This is a genomic window from Gracilimonas tropica DSM 19535, from assembly GCF_000375425.1.
Lineage (GTDB): Bacteria > Bacteroidota > Rhodothermia > Balneolales > Balneolaceae > Gracilimonas > Gracilimonas tropica.
This window is the reverse complement of sequence record NZ_AQXG01000004.1, coordinates 65,394-86,839: the sequence shown is the minus strand read 5'-3', so window position 1 is coordinate 86,839 and position 21,446 is coordinate 65,394. Positions and strand designations below refer to the sequence as shown.

Here is a 21,446-nt window from a genome sequence, read left to right as displayed (position 1 = left end):
TCAAAGCATAAAACAGTCCAATTATTCTACCTCAAACCGGCCTTTCAATTCTTTATATAGCCACCCCCTGGCTTTCATCCAGTCTCTTTTGACCGTACTTTCCGAAACTCCCAGGGCTTCAGCAGTATCATCGATAGTCATTTCCCCGAAAAACCGCATTTCTACCACTTTTGCAAGGCGTTCATTTAGCTTTTCCAATTCATTAAGGGCAGCATCAATATCTATGAGTTCCTGGGCTTTTTGTTTTTTACGGCTGAAGATCTCATCGATGTAAGTGAGGTCTTTTTGTTTACCACCCCGCTTTTCCGCATTCTTTTTTCGGGCGTGATCGATCAGGATCTGCCGCATACATTTTGAAGCGATGGCCAAAAAATGACTTTTATCAGAGAATTCGATCCGAGACTGATCGATCATTTTGAGATAGGCTTCATGAACCAATTCGGTTTTGGAAAGGGTGTGGTTCGGCTGATACTTCATGTGCCCGTAAGCAAGTTGGCGAAGCTCTTCGTAGATCAAAGGGTATAATTTATCATAAGCTCCGTTTTCTCCTGATTTCAATTCTGATAGGAGCTGGGTAACATCTTTTTTCTTCATTTTCTAAAAACAGCTTTAACTCTTGATATGAACTATTTAAATAGCCGAAAACTCGAAAGAGTATATAGTTAAAGTTTTTAAAGATATCAATTTGATTTAACATACAATAAGACGATGAGGTAACAGAGCTCACAAAAAAGAGAAATAAAATGAGCTGTTTCTCCCCAAACATTCGTAGTAATAAAAAGGCATTACAATTAAATGTTGCCATTGAGTTCTTCGGGGAACGAAGAAGCCGGGAGGGCTAACACCTTCCCGGTTTTTTTATAAAAATCCTGACAAATACTTTCCCTACATTTTCCCTTTAGAAAGAAATTCCTTTTCAAACATACACATATCAAGTTGTTTGAAAAATAATCCCTAAATAAAAAGGTGAAGGTGAGTAACAGTAATAGCTGGATTATGCCGGCGGAATGGTGGAGACATACAGCTACACAGCTTCACTGGCCATCAAATTCCGAAACATGGCCCGGACATCGGCTTACGAAACTTGAAGAGGTCTACTGTAATATTATAGAAGAACTTCATTTTTATGAATCGATCCATCTTTTTGTAGAGAATCTTGATGTCCGGAACCGGGTCATGCAAAAGCTATCAGGGAGGGCGATCGATCTTGATCGTGTCATAATCCATCAAAAAAAGATCAATAATATTTGGGCGCGTAACAGCGGGTCTGTTTTTGTTAAAGACGAGCAGGGAAATTTTGTGATACTGCATCAGAATTCCTTCACCGGTAGAGGCGAATCTAATTCTATGCGATATGATCATGCACTGCCCGAATACATTGCGCAAAAGTTTGGAATTTCGAGCGTTGATCCCGGGGTTTCAATTGGCGCAGGAAATGTAGAAGTAAACGGTGAGGGGATAGTTCTTGCTTTGGAATCTAAACTGATGGGGCAAAAAAGAAACGATAAGCATTCTAAAACGAAGATTGAAACAGCATTACAGCGTTTTTTAGGAGCTGATCAGGTTGTTTGGTTAAGAGCTATTGAAGCAGATGGTTCAAATTGTCATGCAGATAGCATGACGTTGACGCGTTGGTTGAATAATCATACGGTTTTAACGATGGTATCCGAAGACCCTGAAGATAGGTATTACGAAGTATCACAGGAGAATCTGAGTGTCTTAAATTCAGTCTCTTTATCGGATGGAGGTAAACTTGATGTGGTGACCCTACCGCTTCCAAAAATTGAAATTACGGAAGAGAAAGCCGTTAAAAATCAAAAATTTGGCCCGGCAAATTATACTGGGTTCTACATTGCCAACGGTGCAGTATTAGTGTCTGTCTTCAATCACCATCATGATCAGAAAGCGATGGGACTTTTTAAGTCTTATTTTCCAGGAAGAAAAATCATTCCCATCGATTGTTCTAATCTTATTTGGGGTGGCGGAACTATTCATTCGATTACCTTGCCATGGTACGCCCCCATAAAATAGCGCAATTACCTGAGGCTGTCCGGATTGATTCGGGTCGGAGTCTTTTCTCCTGAAATGATCACCTGAGTCCCTTTTGCAATGGCTTGAATTGTATGCGTTGCATGAGAAATATCAAGCGTTTTAAATTCATCGGTCACCCCATGGTAATCTTGATCCATGTCAATAGGAGTGGTACTGATCGTGTGTGCCGGGATCCCAAGCCGCGCAAAAGGAGCATTATCGGATCGATAGAATAAATTTTGGCTTGGATAGGGATCCGGATAAAAGACATAACTGGAATCATGGGTACTATTTTGTAGAATTTCGCCAAGATCTGAAAGTTCAAACCCGGTGATCCATCCTGAATCGGGGCCTTCAATAGCAGGTTTTCCGATCATTTCGATGTTGATCATGGCCACAATATTTTCCGGATCTATATACCTTGAGAAATACTTAGACCCAAAACCTCCGGATTCTTCTGCCGTAAAATTAACAAAATAGATGGTTCGCTCGGGAGTCGGCTGCTGACTAAAGTGACGAGCCAATTCTATCACTCCACTTACTCCTGAGGCATTATCATTCGCGCCATTTGCTATGGAATCTTCATCCATTGGGGTGATCACACCAATGTGATCATAATGGGCTGAAAAAAGTACAATTTCATCTTTTCTTTGGCCTTCAATCATTCCGGCTACATTGAAAAGCTCGGTAGATTCCAATTTGTTTTTGAAGCTAACATCATAGGAGCGAATAGGGGCTGAAATCAGCACAAACACATCATTCGGTTCATCACCAAGTTCAAAACTTCGGTTTGCCCGGTTGAAATATCCTCTGTACCGGTGGAACCATTTTTCATGTGCCTTATCTACGGCAATAATATTGTGGTCATCATTGGATATAAATTGCCGGAAAGCATCGCGAAAGGAATCATTAGCAGAGATGTAGCGGATTGAAGAATTACTCTCTTTGAGTTCAAATTCCTCCTCATGAATGATCCCAAAGAATTCCTGATCATTCAGTTCTTGTCCATTGACTGTCACTTTGGTTTCAGAAGGCGTCAATGAGTAGATGGTGAAATCCTGGAAAAAGTCATTTTCATCATTCAACGGTGCCAATCCGATCTTTTGAAATTCACCGGCTATAAAATTAGCCGCATCATTGATCTCGGGTGTAAAGGCATGACGCCCCTTCATTTTGTCCGAACTCAAGGTTTGTATAATGCGACTGACATTCTCTTCTTTGATCTCCGGCTCTGTTGAACAGGCAGAATAAAATAGGCCGGCTATGATAAATGCAACCAACAAAAACCGATACTTCATAAAACTTAGGTGCGATTTAAAATTTTATGAATGGTAAGGAACCATAATTTTTCAATTTGAAAAAAATTGATATAAGAGCGTAAAGCTCTGTAAAAGCATTCAGTTTAAAATTCAATTCAATTGAACAATTTCGTTAGGCTTGTTGCCAGTTAAAATTGGGATCACCGAAGTTTTTCAGCGTACGGTAATGAGATGCTACTGCTTCACGGAATGTGGGATGATGGTTGTAAGGAATATTAAATTCTACAGCTGTTTGTTCTACAATACGGCTGATTTCCGGATAATGAATACTGCAAACTTTAGGAAAAAGGTGGTGTTCAATCTGGAAGTTCAATCCTCCTATAAACCATGAAAGCAATTTATTATCTCTGGCAAAATTGTTAGTGGTGATCATTTCATGGATTGCCCAGTGATTCTCAATGACGTTATCTTCATTTGGTTCGGGGTGCATGGTCTCTTCAACCACATGTGCAAGCTGAAAAATGATCCCGAGAATAAAACCGGCTGTCAGGTGTAGGGTCATAAAACCGATCAGCCACTGATACCAGGTGATATCAAGTAAAATTAGGGGTAATGCGATGGTATATCCATAGTAAATGGCCTTGGTAACAATTAAGGTAACCCATTCTTTCAGAGGGTGATTCTTATTTTCATAAGGTCCCAATGGATTCTTGAAGAAGTACCAGTAGTCTTTTACGAAGACCCAGAAAAAAGTAGCAAAACTATAGGCAAAGAAAGCAAGAATGTGCTGAAAACGATGAATAGGTTTATGCTCAGAATGAGGAGACAATCTTATGAAGGCCGCAACTTCCAGATCCTCATCATGCCCATGGATGTTGGTATAGGTATGATGAATAATGTTATGGGTGATCTTCCAGATGTAACCATTGGCGCCTGCAAGGTCGAAGGTAAGTCCGAGGATATAATTTACGTTCTTATTTGATGAGTAAGCGCCATGAAGTGCATCGTGGGAAATCGAAAATCCAATACCGGCCATGCCAATACCCATTACTGCGGCCAATACCCACATAGTGCCTAACGAGAGTTGCCCTGAAATGATCAAGGCATAAGCACCGAAGTAAAGGCCAAGTAATAAGATGGTTTTGACGACCATCTTTGCATTGGCATGTTGAGAAAGGTTGTTCTCCTCAAAATACTTCTTTACTCTTTTTTTTACTGTTCTGCTGAATTCCTGGTCTGTTTTATTGTTGAATGTAACTGTATTAACCGCCATTAAGCCCTTCCTAATTGAAAATTTAATCGCCTAAATGTACGTAGTTTAATTTAAACTTCAACTTTATCCCTGCTTTCAATTCTTAAACCATTGGCCTTTAAATGATTTAGGAGCAGATCCTCAAATGCAGAAACCGGGGTTAGAAAACCTTTTTTGGCAAAACTATGCTGTTTTGCCAAAAGCAATGCGCTTTCACATAAAAAGAAAATGGTCGATTTATTCCCCGGATCGCCTGGATAAGAAATACGGATAGATCTTGCTTTACCATCCTGATCTGTAGCGAATGCCTGCAATTTGAAGAATCCGTTTTCGATTTGATCTTCTGAAGGTCCTTCGCCGGGACCCGGAGCAAATTTCTTAATCAGTGAACGGAACCACTTTTTTGATCCGAGCAACTGAAGCGTAATTAGAAATAATGAGATGACGATGAATGGTATTGGATTGTACCATGGCCCTAAATTCATGTGCTCGCTGTAGGAGATACTTTTTGCATAGGGCTTTCCTTGTGCAGCCATCCACTCAGCGGTTTTGTAAACTACTTTTGAGTTGATCCCACTCATGATGAAAGGTACAGACCATTGCTGTAGGGTACGATCGTATCCCAAGAAATTATTTCGGTCAGATGGGTGTACTTTCTGCTTTTTACCATCCATGAGCAGGCGCGGGTTTCCCATCTTTTTGTACTCACCGGACTCAAACTTATTCAACATAGTGGCAATAGTACCTCCATTAAAGCCACCGCTAATACTATAATGTGCTCTTATATCTAATTTCTGTGGAGTTTGCGGAAACCGTCGGCTTAACGAAAAGGCTGCGAGTTCGGCTGGAATACTGTCAAAGCCTGAGAAGGGAATGATGGCAGCACCACTGTTCTGCGCAAGTTGGTTGTACTTTTCTTTCATCTGTTTGATGAACCCAACTTCGCCCGTAATGTCAAGATAGTGCGTGCCCAACCGGGCACATGCTGCAATTACTTCCTCTCCATAAAGTGAAAAAGGCCCAACAGTTGTTAGTATGATCCGTGTTTTTTGAGCTACAGCTTCAACTTGTTCCCGGATCGTTGTATCAACAATAAAACAACGGTCTTCATCAATATTATGCCGATCTGCTACATTCTTTATTTTTTCGGGATTTCTGGCTGCTATCCCCCATTTAAGGTTTTTGGGGGCATGATCGGATAAGTATTGAACGGCTCTTGATCCGGTGAAACCGGTAGCTCCGATCAGTATTAGGTCAAAATTTCGTTCAGGCATAACAAAACTGTATAGGGTAGAAAAAGAAAAACCCGGCCTGAAAACAGGACCGGGTTTCAAAATAAAAACAGATAAGTAATTATCCGACTCGGGATACGCTTACTGCGCTAAGTCCTTTTGGAGTTTCTTCAACTTCAAATTCAACTTCTTCACCGTCTGCAAGGCCTTCTTCAAATCCTAAGTTTTCAATATTGTTGCGATGAACAAAGATGTCTTTTCCGCCGTTGTCTGGAACGATGAATCCAAATCCTTTTTGTGCATCGAACCATTTAATTTTACCGTATTCCATAATTGTGTAATGTTGTAATGTTTGCGACAATTTGTTGACTCCTGGAAGGATAATTGAAAATTGCCGCGTATTTATTGTTAGTTGTACAAACTATAAGGGGAAACAAATACTAAACTGAAGAGGCTAATACTGATCCATACCATACATTTGCATTACGAATAATATCTTCTTTATTACAATGAACTCCAAATAAAGGCCGTTTTATTTATTATATGTACATCTTCACAAATTATAAGTGACAACTGGTCACGTTTTTTTAATGTAAGATGACAGTAAAATCAAACCTTCCGGGTTGAGTAATTGTTTACAATCTCAACAAATGTTTCATTTTAGCGTACGGATCTGTTAGGTATAATTTTATGAGAAGTGTAATAAACTTTGCGGGAATTTTCTTTGCCTGTCTGGTAGTTTTACCGGCTATGAGCGCCATGGGTGAGGCGCAGCAGTCGGAAGCCGTTACAGCAGATACGGCTTATTATGAAATAATCGGGGATAAGGATAAGCGGATCACCATTCCATTTGAACTTATTAATAACCTGATCGTAATCGAAGGTTCGATCAATGGTTCTGTGCCACTAAAGTTTATTCTTGATACCGGGGTATCCAAAACACTGGTCACTACGATTCCCATCGGGGAAGAAATTTTTCTGGAAAGTTCGCGCATAGTGCAGTTGTCGGGTTTGGGAGCCGGGGAACCTATTGAAGCTTTTTATTCCGAGAAAAATCAGCTTCAGATCGCAAATGTGGTTGGTAAAGATCTGGATATGCTTTTCCTGACGAACGATATATTTCAACTATCTTCATTTATGGGAACTAACGTACACGGTATAATCGGCTATGAGTTATTTGCTGATTTCGCCGTTGAGATCAACTACCTGGACAAAGAGATCATTTTGTATGATCCGGATTCCTTTGAGAAGAAATTCAAGAAACTGCCCCGCCATCGAAAATGGCATAAGATTCCGCTCTTTATTGAAGACAAAAAACCGTATGTGGATGTAACTTTCAGGCATCAGCCCGGAGCAGATGAGATTCCTCTGCGTTTACTGATCGATACCGGCTCCAGTAATGCATTTTCTTTATATGATCTAACTCATGAAGGAATTACGGTTCCCAGATCGCAAATTAGTACGCTTATCGGGGTAGGGCTAAGCGGTAAAGTGAGCGGACATATGGGGCGAATCGAATCCATTAAGATGGGGGACATGAAATTTGATGAACCGGTGGTAGCTTATCCCGACAGTGCATCTATCCGAAGAGTATTCAGTCTTGGGGACAGGAATGGGAGCCTTGGAGGGGAAGTTCTCAGGCGGTTCAAGGTAATTTTTCATTATCCCAATCAAGCCTTATATGTAAGAGCAAATAAAGATTTTGGAGACCGTTTTTACTATAACCTTAGCGGTATTGAAGTGAATACTCCGGTGGCAGACCTTCCTCTTTACGTTGTGTCTGATGTTCGTGAAGATTCTCCGGCAGACCGTGAGGGGGTTAGAAAGGGAGATGTCATAAAATTCATTAATGGAGAACCGGTAACCAAAATGAGCCTGAACGAACTGATCACCTATCTACAAAAGAGACAGAGCAGGAACTTGATACTCGGTGTTCAGCGAGATTCAGTGTATAAGCGATTTAAATTCAGGCTGGAGAATCAGCTTAGGGTAGACTCAAATATAAACTGATTTAAAAATTTACTGTTTTTCACAAGAAATTCAGCGTCATAATTGCTAAATACAATCCATCAATTCTAAAAAATATTAGCAATATGAAACTGCCTAACTATCTATTATTATTTGCAGCTTTGATGATCACGTCAAATACTGCACTTGTTTATGCTCAGGAAAGTGTGCAACAGGAGGCCATAAAGATGGCTGAACGGACTACTAAAGTAGACTGGAGTAACACTACGGAGCATCAGGTTACTATAAAGGGAAAGCGCGTGCCTTACACAACAACGGTAGGAAATATGCCGGTTTGGGATGAAGATGGTAAGCCTGTAGCAACTCTTTTTTACACCTATTATCAGCGCTCTGATGTGGATGATAAAAGCCGGCGGCCCCTGGTTTTTTCTTTTAACGGTGGTCCCGGCTCTGCTTCAGTGTGGATGCACATAGGCTACACCGGTCCCAAGAAGTTGAAGATCGATGAGGAAGGATTTCCCATTCAACCCTATGGGGTGGAAGACAACCCTCATTCTATTCTTGATGAAGCCGATATTGTTTTTGTGAACCCGGTAAATGTTGCTTTTTCCCGAATACTGGATGAAGAGGCTGACCGCAGTGAGTTTTTTGGGGTAAATGCTGATGTAGAATACCTGGCTGATTGGATCAATACCTTTGTGAACCGCCATCATCGCTGGCCCTCACCCAAGTATTTGATTGGGGAAAGTTACGGAACCACGCGGGTTTCAGGGCTCGCAAACCGGTTGCAATCTGCCCATTGGATGTATCTGAACGGAGTGATCCTTGTATCTCCAACCGGCTTGGGAATTGAAAGAGATGGAGCCGTTGGGGATGCTACGCCACTGCCATATTTTGCAGCAACGGCCTGGTATCATAATGCACTTGAGGGTTCCCTTAAACAGAAAGACCTTGCTGAGATCCTACCGGAAGTAGAGGACTTCACCATTAACGAATACATTCCTGCACTTGCTAAAGGTGGTTTCATCAGTGATGAAGAGCGGGATGAGATTGCTGAAAAAGTTTCTTTGTATTCCGGGATCTCAAAACAAGCTGTACTGGACCGGAATCTCAGAATATCGACATCCTTTTTCTGGAAAGAATTGCTTCGGGATGAAGGGTTAACAGTTGGCCGGCTTGATTCCCGATATCGGGGGATTGACCGAGAAAATGGAGGTGAGCGTTACGATTTTGACCCGGCACTCACCGCCTGGAATCATGCGTTTACACCGGCTATCAATCATTATCTAAGGAACGACCTTGGTTATGAAACCGATCTTCAGTACTGGACGTTCGGGCCGGTACATCCCTGGGACCGTAGCAGAAATAATACCGGTGAACAGCTGCGGTCGGCCATGGCTGAAAACCCATTCCTGCATGTGATGACTCAATCCGGTTATTACGATGGAGGCACTACTTATTTTGATGCCAAATATACGATGTGGAATATGGATCCAAGCGGAAAACTGAAGGACCGAATGTCGTTTAAGGGATACCGCAGCGGACATATGATGTATTTACGCGCGGAAGACCTGGCGACTTCGAATGAAGATATTCGGGAGTTTATCCGAAATTCCATCCCGGAAGAAGGAGTCCCGGCTAAATATTAAACATGGGTTTTCTAATTAGACAGATAATTTGACGCTTTATGGCTCCCTGAAAAGGGAGCCTTTTTTATGCGCCAAATAATTTGGAGCGAAAAATGAAAAAGACAGCTCCAAGAATACAAAGAGCAGCCCATAGATAGTCAAGTTTCAAAGGCTCTTTCATGTAATAAATAGCGAATGGAACAAATATAGATAATGCAATCACTTCCTGCAGTATCTTCAGCTCCCCGATTCCCATCACGGTATATCCTATCCGGTTGGCCGGTACTTGTATCATGTACTCAAAAAAAGCGATCCCCCAACTTATTAATGCCGCAATGATCCAGGGTTTGGAGTTTAATTCTTTTAGGTGTCCGTACCACGCAAAGGTCATGAATACATTACTCAGGGATAAAAGAATGATAGTAATTAAGGTAGGTTTCATGTGATAGTAATTTAGGGAAGGAGAGAGCGCTAAAATTATCACTAAATTCATCACGAAGGAATAACAGGAATAAAAAAAGCTCCCCGGAATTTAATCCGGGGAGCTTTAAAATTTCACAAAGTGAAAAGATCACTCGAGAATATACACTTCCGTAGCACTCAGGCCTTTGGGAGTTTCTTCCACAGAGTACTCAACTTCTTCACCATCATCGATACCTTCGTTAAAACCAAGGTTCTCAATGTTGTTGCGGTGTAAAAAGATATCTTTTCCACCATTGTCAGGTTTGATAAACCCAAATCCTTTTTGAGTATCGAACCATTTTACTTTACCGTATTCCATAATGTTGTGTTATAAATGTTGTTCGCAGGCACAGTGTGTTATATGCTTAAAAGATGGGCATACTTCATTTCAAAAATCGGCTGCGATGAATTAAATGTTAGTTATACAAACCAGAGAAGGGAAATAAATACTGTACTGAATAATACCGATGTTGCCTTAAATTAATTTGCACTTCAAAGGTCTCCTTAATTCTGACCAATACCAAATGAAAAGTTTTGTAGTGATGAAATGATAGAGTGATGAAGTGATTAGGTATGTTAGGAACACGTTAGTAATCGATTCAAACCACCGGTTGGACTTTTGGCCCGGTTGTTATTTTTGTGAAAATCTAAAACAGCCCAGTCATACACCTCGCGCACGTACCAAACCATCCAGCTACTTTATCACTTCATCACTGAAGCTATCCGTAGATTTCGTTGAGCAATCCGGCAAGTCGCACTCCGGCTTTGAGTAGTCTGATTTCAACCGTATTCCAGTTTTGATAGCCATATTCGTAACCCAATCTTTTATTTTCAGGCATATCATACACTTGAGGAAGAAGATCCTGAGATTCATAAGCCCAATCATAGACCGAACTGCTTTGCCATTCTTCAACTTGCTCGGGTGTGGTGTGATTGATAAACCGGGAAAGCTCGGTGAAGCTAAGTTGTTTGCTGTCTATCATCTCGCTGTCCCAAACACGGTGCAGGTTGGAATTTCCTCCAAACCATTGAACGCGTACATCATTTCCGCCACGATCGGTGCCATTACCCACATGCAGGGGTTGATGCAGATCTCCCACCAAATGCACTAATACCTTCAAGTTTTCCGCCTCCTGCTCTGGGGAAAGCTCTCCTTCTTTTAATTCGGTTACCATTTTATCAATAGCCCAAAGAATATCGCCATCAGGATTTTTTTCAACAGTCTCGTAGGTTTCGCCTTCCGGGATGGTTACATAATGCCAGGGGGCCATGTGATCGTAACCGCCATCCGAGCGAACTTCATCCATCCAGGTACTCACTTCAGCCAGCGATGCATTGTCTAAGACCCGTTTTACTTCAGAAGCCGCTTTTTCAGTGAGGTATTGTTCGGCTATGTAACCAGTAGTACGGTGCCCGATCTGTCCCCAGCGAAGAGCTTCAGTACCGATAGTAGAGAACCCAAAAATAAAAATGGATAAAAAGGCGATAAGTTTTGTCATGAGATAATAATTTGGTTTGATATTTTGTGAAAGATAAAAGGCGTAAGATTATGATTCAGTAAATTATTTGTGAAGTTCACCAAGCAGGCTTTCTACATCCAGCGTTTTAGTGAACATATCTATACTGCCGTCTTCTTTTTTAGGCCATTGATCTTTGGGGCGATCCCAGTACAGTTCCACTCCGTTTTGATCGGGATCGTCCAGGTAAATAGCCTCAGAGACACCGTGATCGGAAGCACCAGAGATGGGATATTGCTCATCAATGAGCCGCTGCAGGATCTCTGCTAAATCTTTCCGGGTAGGGTAAAGGATGGCTGTATGGAAAAGTCCGGCGCTGCGTTTAGGGGCCGGTGGAGCTCCTTTACTTTGCCAGGTATTCAATCCAATATGATGATGATACCCGCCTGCAGAAATGAAAGCAGCGTCTTCACCATAAGTGGTAATGAGTTCAAATCCCAACAAACCACAGTAAAAATCCAGAGATCGCTGAAGATCGGATACTTTGAGGTGTACATGGCCGATGCGGGTTTGTGCCGGAGCAGTGTATTTATTTTTCAATGTCCTGGTCCTCAATTTTTATATAGAGATCATGGGATGATTCTTTAGCATTTGGCAGATAACCAATGTCTAATTTAAACTCGCCAAGTGTCAGGTTGTTATCTTCAGCCCAGGTATACATTTCACCGAATGAATTTGCTATTTCTTTTAGGCTTCCGGTATGCTTATGATGCAGGTAGGTATCGCCTGAGATCTCAAGACGCTGCATGCCTTTTGGTACATTTCCGTTTAAACCGGAAACTTCTGCACCTATGAACTGAGTATAGATCCCATACTGATTCTTCCCAAAGCTAATATCCATAAAAGGCTCTGATGCACGGTCCGTGATCTGATCTGCATTCTCGAAAAGGGTATCCCAGGCTTTTGGCATTTGCTCCCAAAGCTCTTTAAAAGTAGCCTGAATTTCGAATCCTGTTACCCAAAAAGAGTCCAGTTTTACTATTTCCATGAACGTGATATTTTTAATTGGAGATTATGGGAATCTATGAAAAAGCAACTTTACTGTCACAAGTAACTCCCCAAGCTGAACTGTACACGTATCCCGCTTTTACTGGCAATAAAGTAAGATTAATAGGTTAAATGCAGATCATGAATTATAGCTGCGTTGCTCAGTCTGTGAATAAAGGAGGGTGTTTTTTATGATGATCTGTCGCTTCCTGGTAGGCTTTGGCTACCGACAATAACGTAGCTTCATCAAAAAGATCTCCCACAAAAGTGACACTCGTGGGTTGTCCGCTGTCCGTAAATCCGTTGGGCAGTACTACGCTTGGGTGGCCGGTTAAGTTGGTGATCAGCAGGTTTCCTCCGCCAAAAGCAGGAGAGATGTATACATCCACTTGCTGCATAACCGAATCCATTTTTTGGATGAGCTGATGCCGTGCCCGGTTCGCATTGATGTATTCTGTTGCGGGGATAAAATGTGCAGCCCGAAAAGTATTTGGCCAGGCATTGGGCTCCTGCCACTGCATCATATCGTCACGGTCGGTCAGGGTTAGCTGATCAAATGCTGCCGCTCCCTCGGCGGTAAGGATAATGCGGAGTGGACCGGTATTGAATTTGGGAAGCTCGATGGGAATAAGCTCAATACCCATATCCCGGAAAGTTTCCAGCACCAGGCTGTCGCGCTGCCTGTTCCAGTAATCTTGCTCAAAAGCCGATCTCAGATAACCGATCTTTAATGTTGAAATATCAAGGTCGGCCTGATAATTAAATGGAATTTGTACCAGGGTTTGGTCGATACCATCCGGGCCGTAAATGGCATTAAAAACTAATGCGGCATCTTCAACACTTCGGGTGATGGGGCCGATTTTGTCCATGCTCCAGCTCAAAGCCATGGCTCCGGTTCGGCTCACCCGGCCATAAGAAGGACGCAGACCGGTTGTCCCATTTCGGGTAGAAGGAGACACGATAGAACCCAGGGTTTCAGTGCCAATGGCAAATGGAAATAATCCGGCAGCGGTGCCCGATGCCGATCCGGCCGAAGAGCCGCTCGAGCCTTGCTCCAAATTCCAGGGGTTGTTGGTTCGTCCTCCAAACCAGATATCACCGTAAGCCAATGCGCCAAGGGTTGTTTTTGCGATCAAAACGGCTCCGGCCTCATCCAGTTTTTTGATGACCGTTGCTGTTTCATCAATTTCCTGATCTTTAAAAGGCATAGCGCCCCAGGTAGTCTTATATCCTTCAACCGCCAACAGATCTTTGGCTCCGTAAGGAATCCCATGCAAAGGACCCCGGTAGATTCCCTGCTCTAATTCAACATCCATCTTCTCGGCTTGTTCCAAAGCCCGTTCCCTGGTTACTGTGACGATGGCTTCCAGTTTCTCATCGTGTTTCTCAATGCGATCTAAGAAGAATTCGGTGAGTTCAACGGAGGTGATCTTTCGGTCTTTGATCAAAGAAGCCAGCTCCCCGATAGTATAGAAAGCGAGGTCATTACGATTTTCCGGCAGTTGAACATTCTCGGGAAGATCCCAAACCTGAGCCCGCTGCTGAAAATCAAATTGTTTACCTACTGGAATGGGGTTGAAGTTTAGGGCAGGAGGCACACTGTTATCGAGTTTAAAATCCCGAATGGACTGGAGATCGGCTCTTGTATCCTCCAGTGCTTCTATCATGGTATCCCGTTCAGCCTGGGTGAACTCCAGCCCAATGACAGATGCAGCATCCTGAATCATTTCGGAAGTGATAGGGCGGTCTTCATTTTGAATGAGTGTAAATGCGAAAATAAAACCAAGGAAAATTCCCCCGGAAAAGAGTATGATTTTATTAAACTTTTTCATGGTCTGGATAGCTTGGGAACAGATTTAGAACGGTAATAAATACGGATAGGATTATGAGTAGAATAGGGGAGTAAATCAATGTTTGGATTGTAAAGATTTATAGAATTCTAAATCTAAGAATCTTAATCAAATGCGAAATCTACATTATGTTATGGCCATGTGCACCTTTGATGTCCTGTAATTTAAAAGAGAAGACAAACTTTGTACCCTCCTCACTAACAATTTTGAAGGATGCATCTAATTGATCTATCAATGTTTTTATAATGGTAATTCCAATGCTTTTACTCTTCAGGTAGTCATCCTCACTAATGCCAATTCCATTATCCTTAACTGAAAAAGTAACACTATTATTAGTTTTGGATACCGTGATCCAGATGTTACCGGTTTCTTGATTTTGAAAAGCGTGCTCTAAAGCATTTGTGGTTACTTCATTTAAGATAAGGGCACAAGGAACAGCCTGATTTACGTTCATCAAAACTTCATCACTTTCAAGATGAATGTTTATCTCTTTAAAAGTATCTGAAGACTGAGTTATCGACCTTATTAAATCCTTAAGATAGGATTGAAACTCAATGTTACTTAATGATTCTGACTGATATAGTTTTTCATGAATAAGGGCCAATGATTTTATTCGGGCAACACTGTTTCCTAAAATTTTATTTGTGATATCATCTTCGGTTTCAAATTGTTGAATTTGAAGTAGCCCTGAGATGACCGCTAAATTATTCTTTACGCGATGATGAACTTCTTCCAGTAGTACATTTTTTTCTTTCAAGCCCTTTTGAAGTTCCTTCGTTTTCTCTTCGACACTTTGTTGAAGCCTGGTAGATATTTTTGATTCAGACCGGAGTTTAATAACTAAGAAAATTATGTTTACGGAAATAAATAAAATCAGCAGTTTAAACCACCAGCTTTGGTAGAAGAAGGGCTGGATCGTAAAATTTTGTTTCTCAAGATCGGAATAGGTGCCGTTATAGAAAGCCCTTATTTCAAGGGTGTAAGAACCGGGGTTTTGAAGAGTAAGATATATTGTGCGTCTATTTCCCACATCTGTCCAGTCAGTATCAAGCTGGCTAATCCGATACTCGAAATCCACGTTCTTGGGGTTCGTAAAATTAATACTGGTATAATCCGCTTCTAAATAATGTACACCGGCTGGAATGGAGATATTTTCGACTTGCGAAATGGTTTCATTCCCATAACGTATCGCTTGAAAATGGATGTTTACTTTGCGGTCTGCTCTGTTGGTTAAATAGGAAGGGATGATTGCGGGACCTTCTACCGTTGGGATCCAAATTTCTCCATTTTGCATTTCCCATCCGGCGGGGAATATTCCACCATTGGCTTCGGAATTGGGCATTCCATTAGCATCGGTAAATAATTGAGTATGGAATTTAAATGATGTTGAAGATGATTTTTTTGCTCTCTTTAATTCACTTGCATGCATTCGTTCCAGTCCAAAATTACTACTAAGCCAAAGAAAGCCATGTCGATCTTTTTTAATAAAATAGATCTCATCTGTTTTTAACCCATTGGAGCGATTGTATGATGTGATTTGGTCCCCTTCGATTAAAGCCAGGCCATAAGAGGTGGTAACCCAGATATCTCCTTCTTCATCTTCATAAAAATAGTGAGTAACATTACTGTTCAGTCCATCTTCTTTAGAGAATACAGTAATGCTCCGTTCAGGAGAAATTTTGAGAGCTCCATTTCCATTAGAACCTATCCAAATATTATTCTTTGAATCTTCAAAAAAACTTACAAATTCAGCTTCCCGAAGTTCATTTGGAACATTCAATTGAGAAATATTCCCATCTTTGATAGTGTGAATTCCTCCGCTTCGTGTGGCAATCCAAACTAATTCTGAGGCATCTTCATAAACAGCCTGAACAATATTGCTTGCTAAACCATCTTTTGTTGTGAATACCTTATCAAATGATTCTGAGCTTAAATTAAATCGGTTTAATCCATAGGCTGTTCCCGCATAGATATAATTTTCCGTACCGTAAATAGTTAAAATGATCTCGTTACTTAATCCTGAGCTGCGGGTATATGCTATTACATCGTTATTTTTTATGCGGCGCACGCCCTGTCCTGCAGTCCCAATCCAAATGTCCCCGTTTTTATGTTGGTATATGGGTAATATAATGGTTGAAGACAGTCCCCACTTTTTATTTGATTGAAGAACTTCGGCTGGTTTTAACCGAGTCAATCCAGAACCTGTAGAACCTATCCAAATAATTCCGGTATCAGATATATAGATACTTCTAAGATCTTCTCTTAAACTTTCGAAGTCGGGAAATGATAAAAAATGATCTTTATCAATATGAAAAAGTCCAGAACTTGATGTCACTCCCCAAATGGAGCCGGATTGATCTGAGTATAAGTCATTGATGAAAGTTTCTTGAAGTCCCTCTTTTAAACCGTATTTCTTTATCGATCCATTATTGTTGTGGAATATTCCATCTGACTCTGTCCCTACCCAATAGTTATTATTTGAAATTATATGAATGGAGCGAATCGGGATATTATTCAAAAATGAAACTTTAGTGATATTCCCGGTAGCGTGATCGAAACTATAAAGTCCATTAGTAGTACCGATCAAGGTTTCGGTACCATTTTGTTCAATAGTTAGAATGGATAGCTCTTTTTTAAGATCATTCCATTGGTTAACCCAGGAGAGGGAATCGTCCTTAAAACGAAAGATCTTTCCTGTTACGGTACCACCAAGAAGAATTCCATCTGAGGTCAGAGTAATATCAGAAATATGGTCTTTTGAAAAGGGTTCAAAAGAGATATGAGTTGCAGTACCGTTCTTTATACTTACCAGATCGCTTCGACTTGCTGCCCAAAGTTCACTTTTAGTCGATGCTTCTATATCAATAAACATCGGAGAAACTAATTCTGGAAAAGTTGTGTAATCAAATATTTTAAATTCAAGTCCGTCAAAGCGGACAAGCCCTTCTTCTGTTCCAAACCAAAGATAGCCGATCTCATCCTGTGTGATATCAAATACCGTGTTTTGTGGCAAACCATTGGTGTTATTCCAATTGCTAATCACGTATTGCTGCTCAACTTCAACGGTACTATTTTGTTGAGCTTTAAGTGGCAAAATGATTAATAATGATAATAAAAAACCACTTAAGAGAGATGAATTTGAGGTAAAATACATTTAAGGAAGTCGAAATTAAAAAGAACCGTAACTGGCTGTACCGCATTCAAATAGGCTGTTATTATCAGCAAATTAATTAATTCTGAGTTCAATAACACAGCTGAGCGTTTCATTATTCACGAATAAAAAAACATTAGAAGTCGGTGCTCTTGTGCTTCCGCAAGCCTTAAATTATTCTGGTATTCACTAAATGAAGATCCAATTAGCCAAGTTGTTTTATAAGGGCATTAATGGAATTTAAATCAGTGTTTGCATTCAGATTAAAATCGATAGAAAATCCCCATAATAACTTTAACTTAGATGTTAAACTTATTTAGAGGCTAATATGTATAAATATTTCTTCCTTGTCTTATTATTTTCGGGTGTTTCAAATTTAGTTTTCGGACAAAATTTAGCCAAAGCTTATGTTATAGACCTTAAGGGAGATACGCTCACAGGAAAAGTGTTCCTGCCTGATGATCAAGAGAACTACCTGAGAATAAATTTTTTCAAAAGGGGAATTTTAGAAAATGCTAAACAATATCATCCGGGAAATATCTCAGAATACGGTTATGATTATGAGCAAGTATTCAGATCCTTCAAACTAAGTGATGATATAGCGATTACAGAAAAAAGATATGTTTTCTTAAAAGTATTGATAGATCAGCCTGATCTATATTCTTTGTATGTATTCAGAAACAAGCTGGGGGAATCCTTTTATTTTATCAAAGGTCAAGGATATAATCTAACATTATTAACATTAGGTAGTTATAAAATGTTTATTAGAGGACTTAGTGGTGACTGTGAGAAAATTACTGACCAAAATATTGATGATCTGGATTATGCAACCTCTGATTTGGCTAAGACCGTTAATATTTTAAATAGCTGTTTGGACGATAACTATGAAATTGATAAAAGCTATTTATCGGATGGAATTCGTAACTATGGAATTAGGATAGGCACTGGATTTGGCTTAATTCCAAGTAGTCAATACAGTATTGATTCACCTGATTTTCTGGCTGCTATTAATGTCGAATATTCAAGAAGTCAAATAAACTCGATAATCTTTGAGTTGGGTTTCTCAAGAAGAACTTTGACATATACTTATTATCAGCAGGGATTTGTAAGTACTTTTTTCCCAACTCAGGGTAGATCGAGCTTATTGAGAACTAGCACTATAGCAAATTTAAACATGCTTTATGGTAGTTTGGGATTTAAAAAAAATTTAGACCGATTCTATGTGATCCTTGAAGGGAAGTTTGCAATAAATTTAAATTCTTCTGAAAACTATTATAGTGCTATTACCACAGATGAAGATTTTAGGAACCAGTTCGATGAAAATTTAAAAGTTAAACAAAGGATACCAACCGCATATGCAACTCCTTCTGTAAGTATCAGAGGAGGAAATACGATTTCAATATTTAATAAAAAAATTGATTTTGAGTTGGGTCTGAGCTATTTGGCAGTGAAATCAACCCGAAATCAATGGTTTGAAAAAAAGGAAGACATTGAGGAAGAATTTGAGATTCAGTGCAATTGTGGCCCTCCTTATACTTTATATCGTGTATCTCAACCTGTAATGCCAAAGTTCACAATTGACCTTTCATTCAATATCCCCATTTTCAGAAACTGATAATTTTGGGGATTTTGTTTTGTTTCCATTTCTAAACTGTTTAGTTTTTTAACCGACTTAATGATGGTCTCGGGCAGATTGTAAATCGCCCGGAGTTAAAAGGGAATCTCGTGAAAAACGAGAGCTGTTCCCGCAACTGTAATCCGAATTCGATCAGTTAAGCTGAACGGATCACTTGCAGCCTCACCTTTGCCACTGTTCAAAAAAGAACGGGAAGGCGCTGCCAACGGAAAGCCAGGAGACCTGCCATCATTGAACCGTAGCATTTCTTTCGGGTAAAAAGACATGCCGTAAAAACAATCATGCTTAACATCTCTGAACAGAATTACTGTATCATTTCCGAACTTTCATAAGTTTGTGTAATTGCTGTATCTGGTTGGGCCTTAAGCAATTTTACCCGCCAAAACTTAAATTCAAATTCACAAAACAGATACATGAAGTATTCATTTACCATACTAATTACGGTATTCTTGGCGGCAACTCAGATGGCAAATGCCCAGGTAGCGGATACGCTAGACCTTGGGGAATTTGTTATCACTGCATCCAAAACTCCAACCACAGAACGCGAAACTACAAAACCGGTCACCGTCATTGATCGTGTTGAAATTGAACAACATCCGGGAGCTTCTGTCTCGGAATTGTTGAATGAGCAAAACGGATTGATGATCAACGGGGCCATCTCAAGTCCCGGCAAGGATAAATCCGTATACCTGCGCGGTGCTGCTACGCAATACACGCTCATTCTTATTGATGGTTTTCCCGTTACGGATCCCTCCGGTGAAGGAGGCGCTTTCGATCTTAGGTTGATATCGCTGGATAATGTAGAGCGCATCGAGATTGTAAAAGGCAGCATGAGCACGCTGTACGGCTCAGATGCTATCGCCGGGGTGATCAACATCATCACTAAAAAACCGGAGAAAGGCACGCTTAATCTCAATGCAAAAGCAGCTTACGGATCATTTAATACTAATGAATTAATGCTTGCTGCAAACGGAAGCGCAGGCATTACAAGCTATAAGTTGAATGTCTCGCGCGATTTTACGGAAGGAATTACAGAAGCAGAACCTACCGAAGGAGCGGATTTCGGAGCAGACGGGTATGAGCGCATCTATACCTCCGCAGAAATAAATGTAGAACCGGTGAAGAATTTCAATTTTGCTCCATTTGTGAATTATTCCACCTATGACGGAGATTACGACGCCGGCGCTTTTTCCGATGCGGATAACCGTTATGAGGCAAACCTGTTAAATACGGGTGCCCGGTTTCAATTTAAAACCGGTGATTTTGAGCTTCGCCAGGCTTCCACTTTTACCCAAACCGAGCGCAAGTTTACGGATGATTTTGGGGTTTTCAATCCCAAAGCAAACCTGTTCAATTCTGATGTGTTTGCTACTTACAATCGCTTTAAGAAAATCCGGTTGCTTGCAGGATTCAACTATCAAAATCTCGGTTTTGAACTTGAAGGAATTGATGAGGCTTCACAAATCGTAAGTCCATATGTGACCGCCTTCCTCGAATCGTCTTTTGGTTTGAATGCCGAACTTGGGCTGAGGCTGAACGATCACAGCGAATACGGCTCCAACTGGACATTTAACATTGCTCCGGTCTTTAACATAAATGACGAAGTGAAGCTTTTAGCATCGGTCAGTTCGGGCTTTAAGGCTCCGACTTTAAACGAACTTTTCGGTCCTTTTGGAGCAAACGTAGATCTGGAACCTCAAAAAAGCCTGACCTTAGACGGTGGTATCAAATATCGTCATTCATCATCGGGCTTTCGCATTAGTGCCATTTACTTTCAGCGCCAAATTGAAGATCTGATTTCTTACGACTCAAATATTGGTTACATCAATGTGAATGAGCAACATGATTCCGGGATTGAAGTTGAAACCGAATACATCTGGCCAAACACCCGTGCTCAGGTTTACTATAATTATCTGGACGGTGCAATCACTCAAAACGGGGAAGAAACGGATAATCTAATTCGTCGTCCTGATCATGCTTTTGGGGTAAATGTGAGTCGGCAAATTACACCGGAATGGAGTGCGAATCTTCATGGGAAATATGTCGGAGAGCGCGAGGATATTTACTTCAGCACGGACACTTTTCAGAACGAATCCACCACGCTTGATGCTTATGTGCTTGTCAACATTGGAACCAAGTATGAATTACTTGATGGGATGCTGACCTTGTTTGCGGACGTTAACAATTTACTGAATACAGATTATACTGAAGTGTATGGATTCAACACGCCCGGCATACATTTTAAGGGAGGTTTGCAATTCAATTATTAAGGAAAATTATCTACATAAGAAGTGCAAAAGTTAGATCATGAATTTTGAAAATATTTATTCATATTTGTTGATTAATAATTAGTTAAATACATGATAAATTTAATGATTTAATTTTTTGAGGTCATGCATGTATTATTTTTAAATGTGGATAACTTTTCCTGACAGGAAATTCGATAAAGAACCAAAAAAAAGCTCTTTAAGTT

Annotated in this window: 17 protein-coding genes and 1 riboswitch; of the genes, 5 read left to right on the top strand and 12 right to left on the bottom strand. The window is 40.6% G+C overall.

The window, feature by feature from the left end; all coding sequences use genetic code 11:
- Positions 1-21: 21 nt before the first annotated feature.
- Positions 22-594 (bottom strand): sigma-70 family RNA polymerase sigma factor, encoded by a 573-nt coding sequence (locus B151_RS0108695; protein WP_020403238.1) that lies wholly within the window; start codon positions 592-594, stop codon positions 22-24.
- A 378-nt stretch (positions 595-972) separates the two neighbouring features.
- Between B151_RS0108695 and B151_RS0108690 the strand changes: the two genes are divergently transcribed.
- Entirely contained in the window at positions 973-2,031 is a 1,059-nt protein-coding gene (locus B151_RS0108690) for an agmatine deiminase family protein (RefSeq protein WP_157470825.1), read from the top strand.
- Positions 2,032-2,036: 5 nt separating this feature from the next.
- Here B151_RS0108690 and B151_RS0108685 read toward each other — a convergent pair whose 3' ends face one another.
- The 4 genes from B151_RS0108685 to B151_RS0108670 all read right to left on the bottom strand — a co-directional run bounded on the left by B151_RS0108685 (position 2,037) and on the right by B151_RS0108670 (position 6,105).
- Positions 2,037-3,329: a M20/M25/M40 family metallo-hydrolase gene (locus tag B151_RS0108685; protein ID WP_020403236.1), complete on the bottom strand. Its 1,293-nt coding sequence runs from the start codon at positions 3,327-3,329 to the stop codon at positions 2,037-2,039.
- 133 nt (positions 3,330-3,462) lie between these two features.
- Entirely contained in the window at positions 3,463-4,563 is a 1,101-nt protein-coding gene (locus tag B151_RS0108680) for a fatty acid desaturase family protein (protein ID WP_020403235.1), read from the bottom strand.
- Between the two features lie 50 nt (positions 4,564-4,613).
- The gene (locus B151_RS0108675) at positions 4,614-5,816 is read right to left on the bottom strand and encodes a saccharopine dehydrogenase family protein (protein ID WP_026166580.1); all 1,203 of its coding nucleotides are present in this window, start codon (positions 5,814-5,816) and stop codon (positions 4,614-4,616) included.
- 79 nt (positions 5,817-5,895) lie between these two features.
- Positions 5,896-6,105 carry a cold-shock protein gene (locus B151_RS0108670; protein WP_020403233.1) on the bottom strand — a complete coding sequence of 70 codons (210 nt, stop codon included), beginning with the start codon at positions 6,103-6,105 and terminating at the stop codon, positions 5,896-5,898.
- A 359-nt stretch (positions 6,106-6,464) separates the two neighbouring features.
- Between B151_RS0108670 and B151_RS18300 the strand changes: the two genes are divergently transcribed.
- Complete coding sequence (locus B151_RS18300; protein WP_020403232.1) at positions 6,465-7,784, top strand: aspartyl protease family protein; 1,320 nt, start codon at positions 6,465-6,467, stop codon at positions 7,782-7,784.
- 83 nt (positions 7,785-7,867) lie between these two features.
- A complete protein-coding gene (locus tag B151_RS0108660; protein ID WP_020403231.1) occupies positions 7,868-9,391 on the top strand; it encodes a S10 family peptidase in 1,524 nt (507 codons plus the stop codon).
- Positions 9,392-9,455: 64 nt separating this feature from the next.
- Here the strand turns inward: B151_RS0108660 and B151_RS0108655 are convergent, their stop codons facing one another.
- The 7 genes from B151_RS0108655 to B151_RS0108625 form a co-directional block, all read right to left on the bottom strand.
- Positions 9,456-9,812, bottom strand: coding sequence for a DMT family protein (locus tag B151_RS0108655; protein ID WP_020403230.1), 357 nt, complete (start codon positions 9,810-9,812; stop codon positions 9,456-9,458).
- A 129-nt stretch (positions 9,813-9,941) separates the two neighbouring features.
- Positions 9,942-10,151, bottom strand: a complete 210-nt coding sequence (locus B151_RS0108650) for a cold-shock protein (protein ID WP_020403229.1) — start codon at positions 10,149-10,151, stop codon at positions 9,942-9,944.
- 400 nt (positions 10,152-10,551) lie between these two features.
- The gene (locus B151_RS0108645) at positions 10,552-11,331 is read right to left on the bottom strand and encodes a S1/P1 nuclease (RefSeq protein WP_020403228.1); all 780 of its coding nucleotides are present in this window, start codon (positions 11,329-11,331) and stop codon (positions 10,552-10,554) included.
- A 63-nt stretch (positions 11,332-11,394) separates the two neighbouring features.
- Entirely contained in the window at positions 11,395-11,889 is a 495-nt protein-coding gene (locus tag B151_RS0108640; protein ID WP_020403227.1) for a VOC family protein, read from the bottom strand.
- The gene (locus tag B151_RS0108635) at positions 11,879-12,337 is read right to left on the bottom strand and encodes a GyrI-like domain-containing protein (RefSeq protein ID WP_020403226.1); all 459 of its coding nucleotides are present in this window, start codon (positions 12,335-12,337) and stop codon (positions 11,879-11,881) included. The genes B151_RS0108640 and B151_RS0108635 overlap by 11 nt, the downstream gene beginning before the upstream one ends.
- 160 nt (positions 12,338-12,497) lie before the next feature.
- The gene (locus B151_RS0108630) at positions 12,498-14,168 is read right to left on the bottom strand and encodes an amidase (RefSeq protein WP_020403225.1); all 1,671 of its coding nucleotides are present in this window, start codon (positions 14,166-14,168) and stop codon (positions 12,498-12,500) included.
- 139 nt (positions 14,169-14,307) lie between these two features.
- Complete coding sequence (locus B151_RS0108625) at positions 14,308-17,280, bottom strand: two-component regulator propeller domain-containing protein (protein WP_169332200.1); 2,973 nt, start codon at positions 17,278-17,280, stop codon at positions 14,308-14,310.
- 385 nt (positions 17,281-17,665) lie between these two features.
- Between B151_RS0108625 and B151_RS0108620 the strand changes: the two genes are divergently transcribed.
- Positions 17,666-18,952 (top strand): hypothetical protein, encoded by a 1,287-nt coding sequence (locus B151_RS0108620; protein WP_020403223.1) that lies wholly within the window; start codon positions 17,666-17,668, stop codon positions 18,950-18,952.
- Between the two features lie 47 nt (positions 18,953-18,999).
- Positions 19,000-19,217: riboswitch (cobalamin riboswitch) on the top strand.
- Positions 19,218-19,386: 169 nt separating this feature from the next.
- Positions 19,387-21,243 (top strand): TonB-dependent receptor plug domain-containing protein, encoded by a 1,857-nt coding sequence (locus B151_RS0108605; RefSeq protein ID WP_020403220.1) that lies wholly within the window; start codon positions 19,387-19,389, stop codon positions 21,241-21,243.
- Positions 21,244-21,446: the final 203 nt, after the last annotated feature.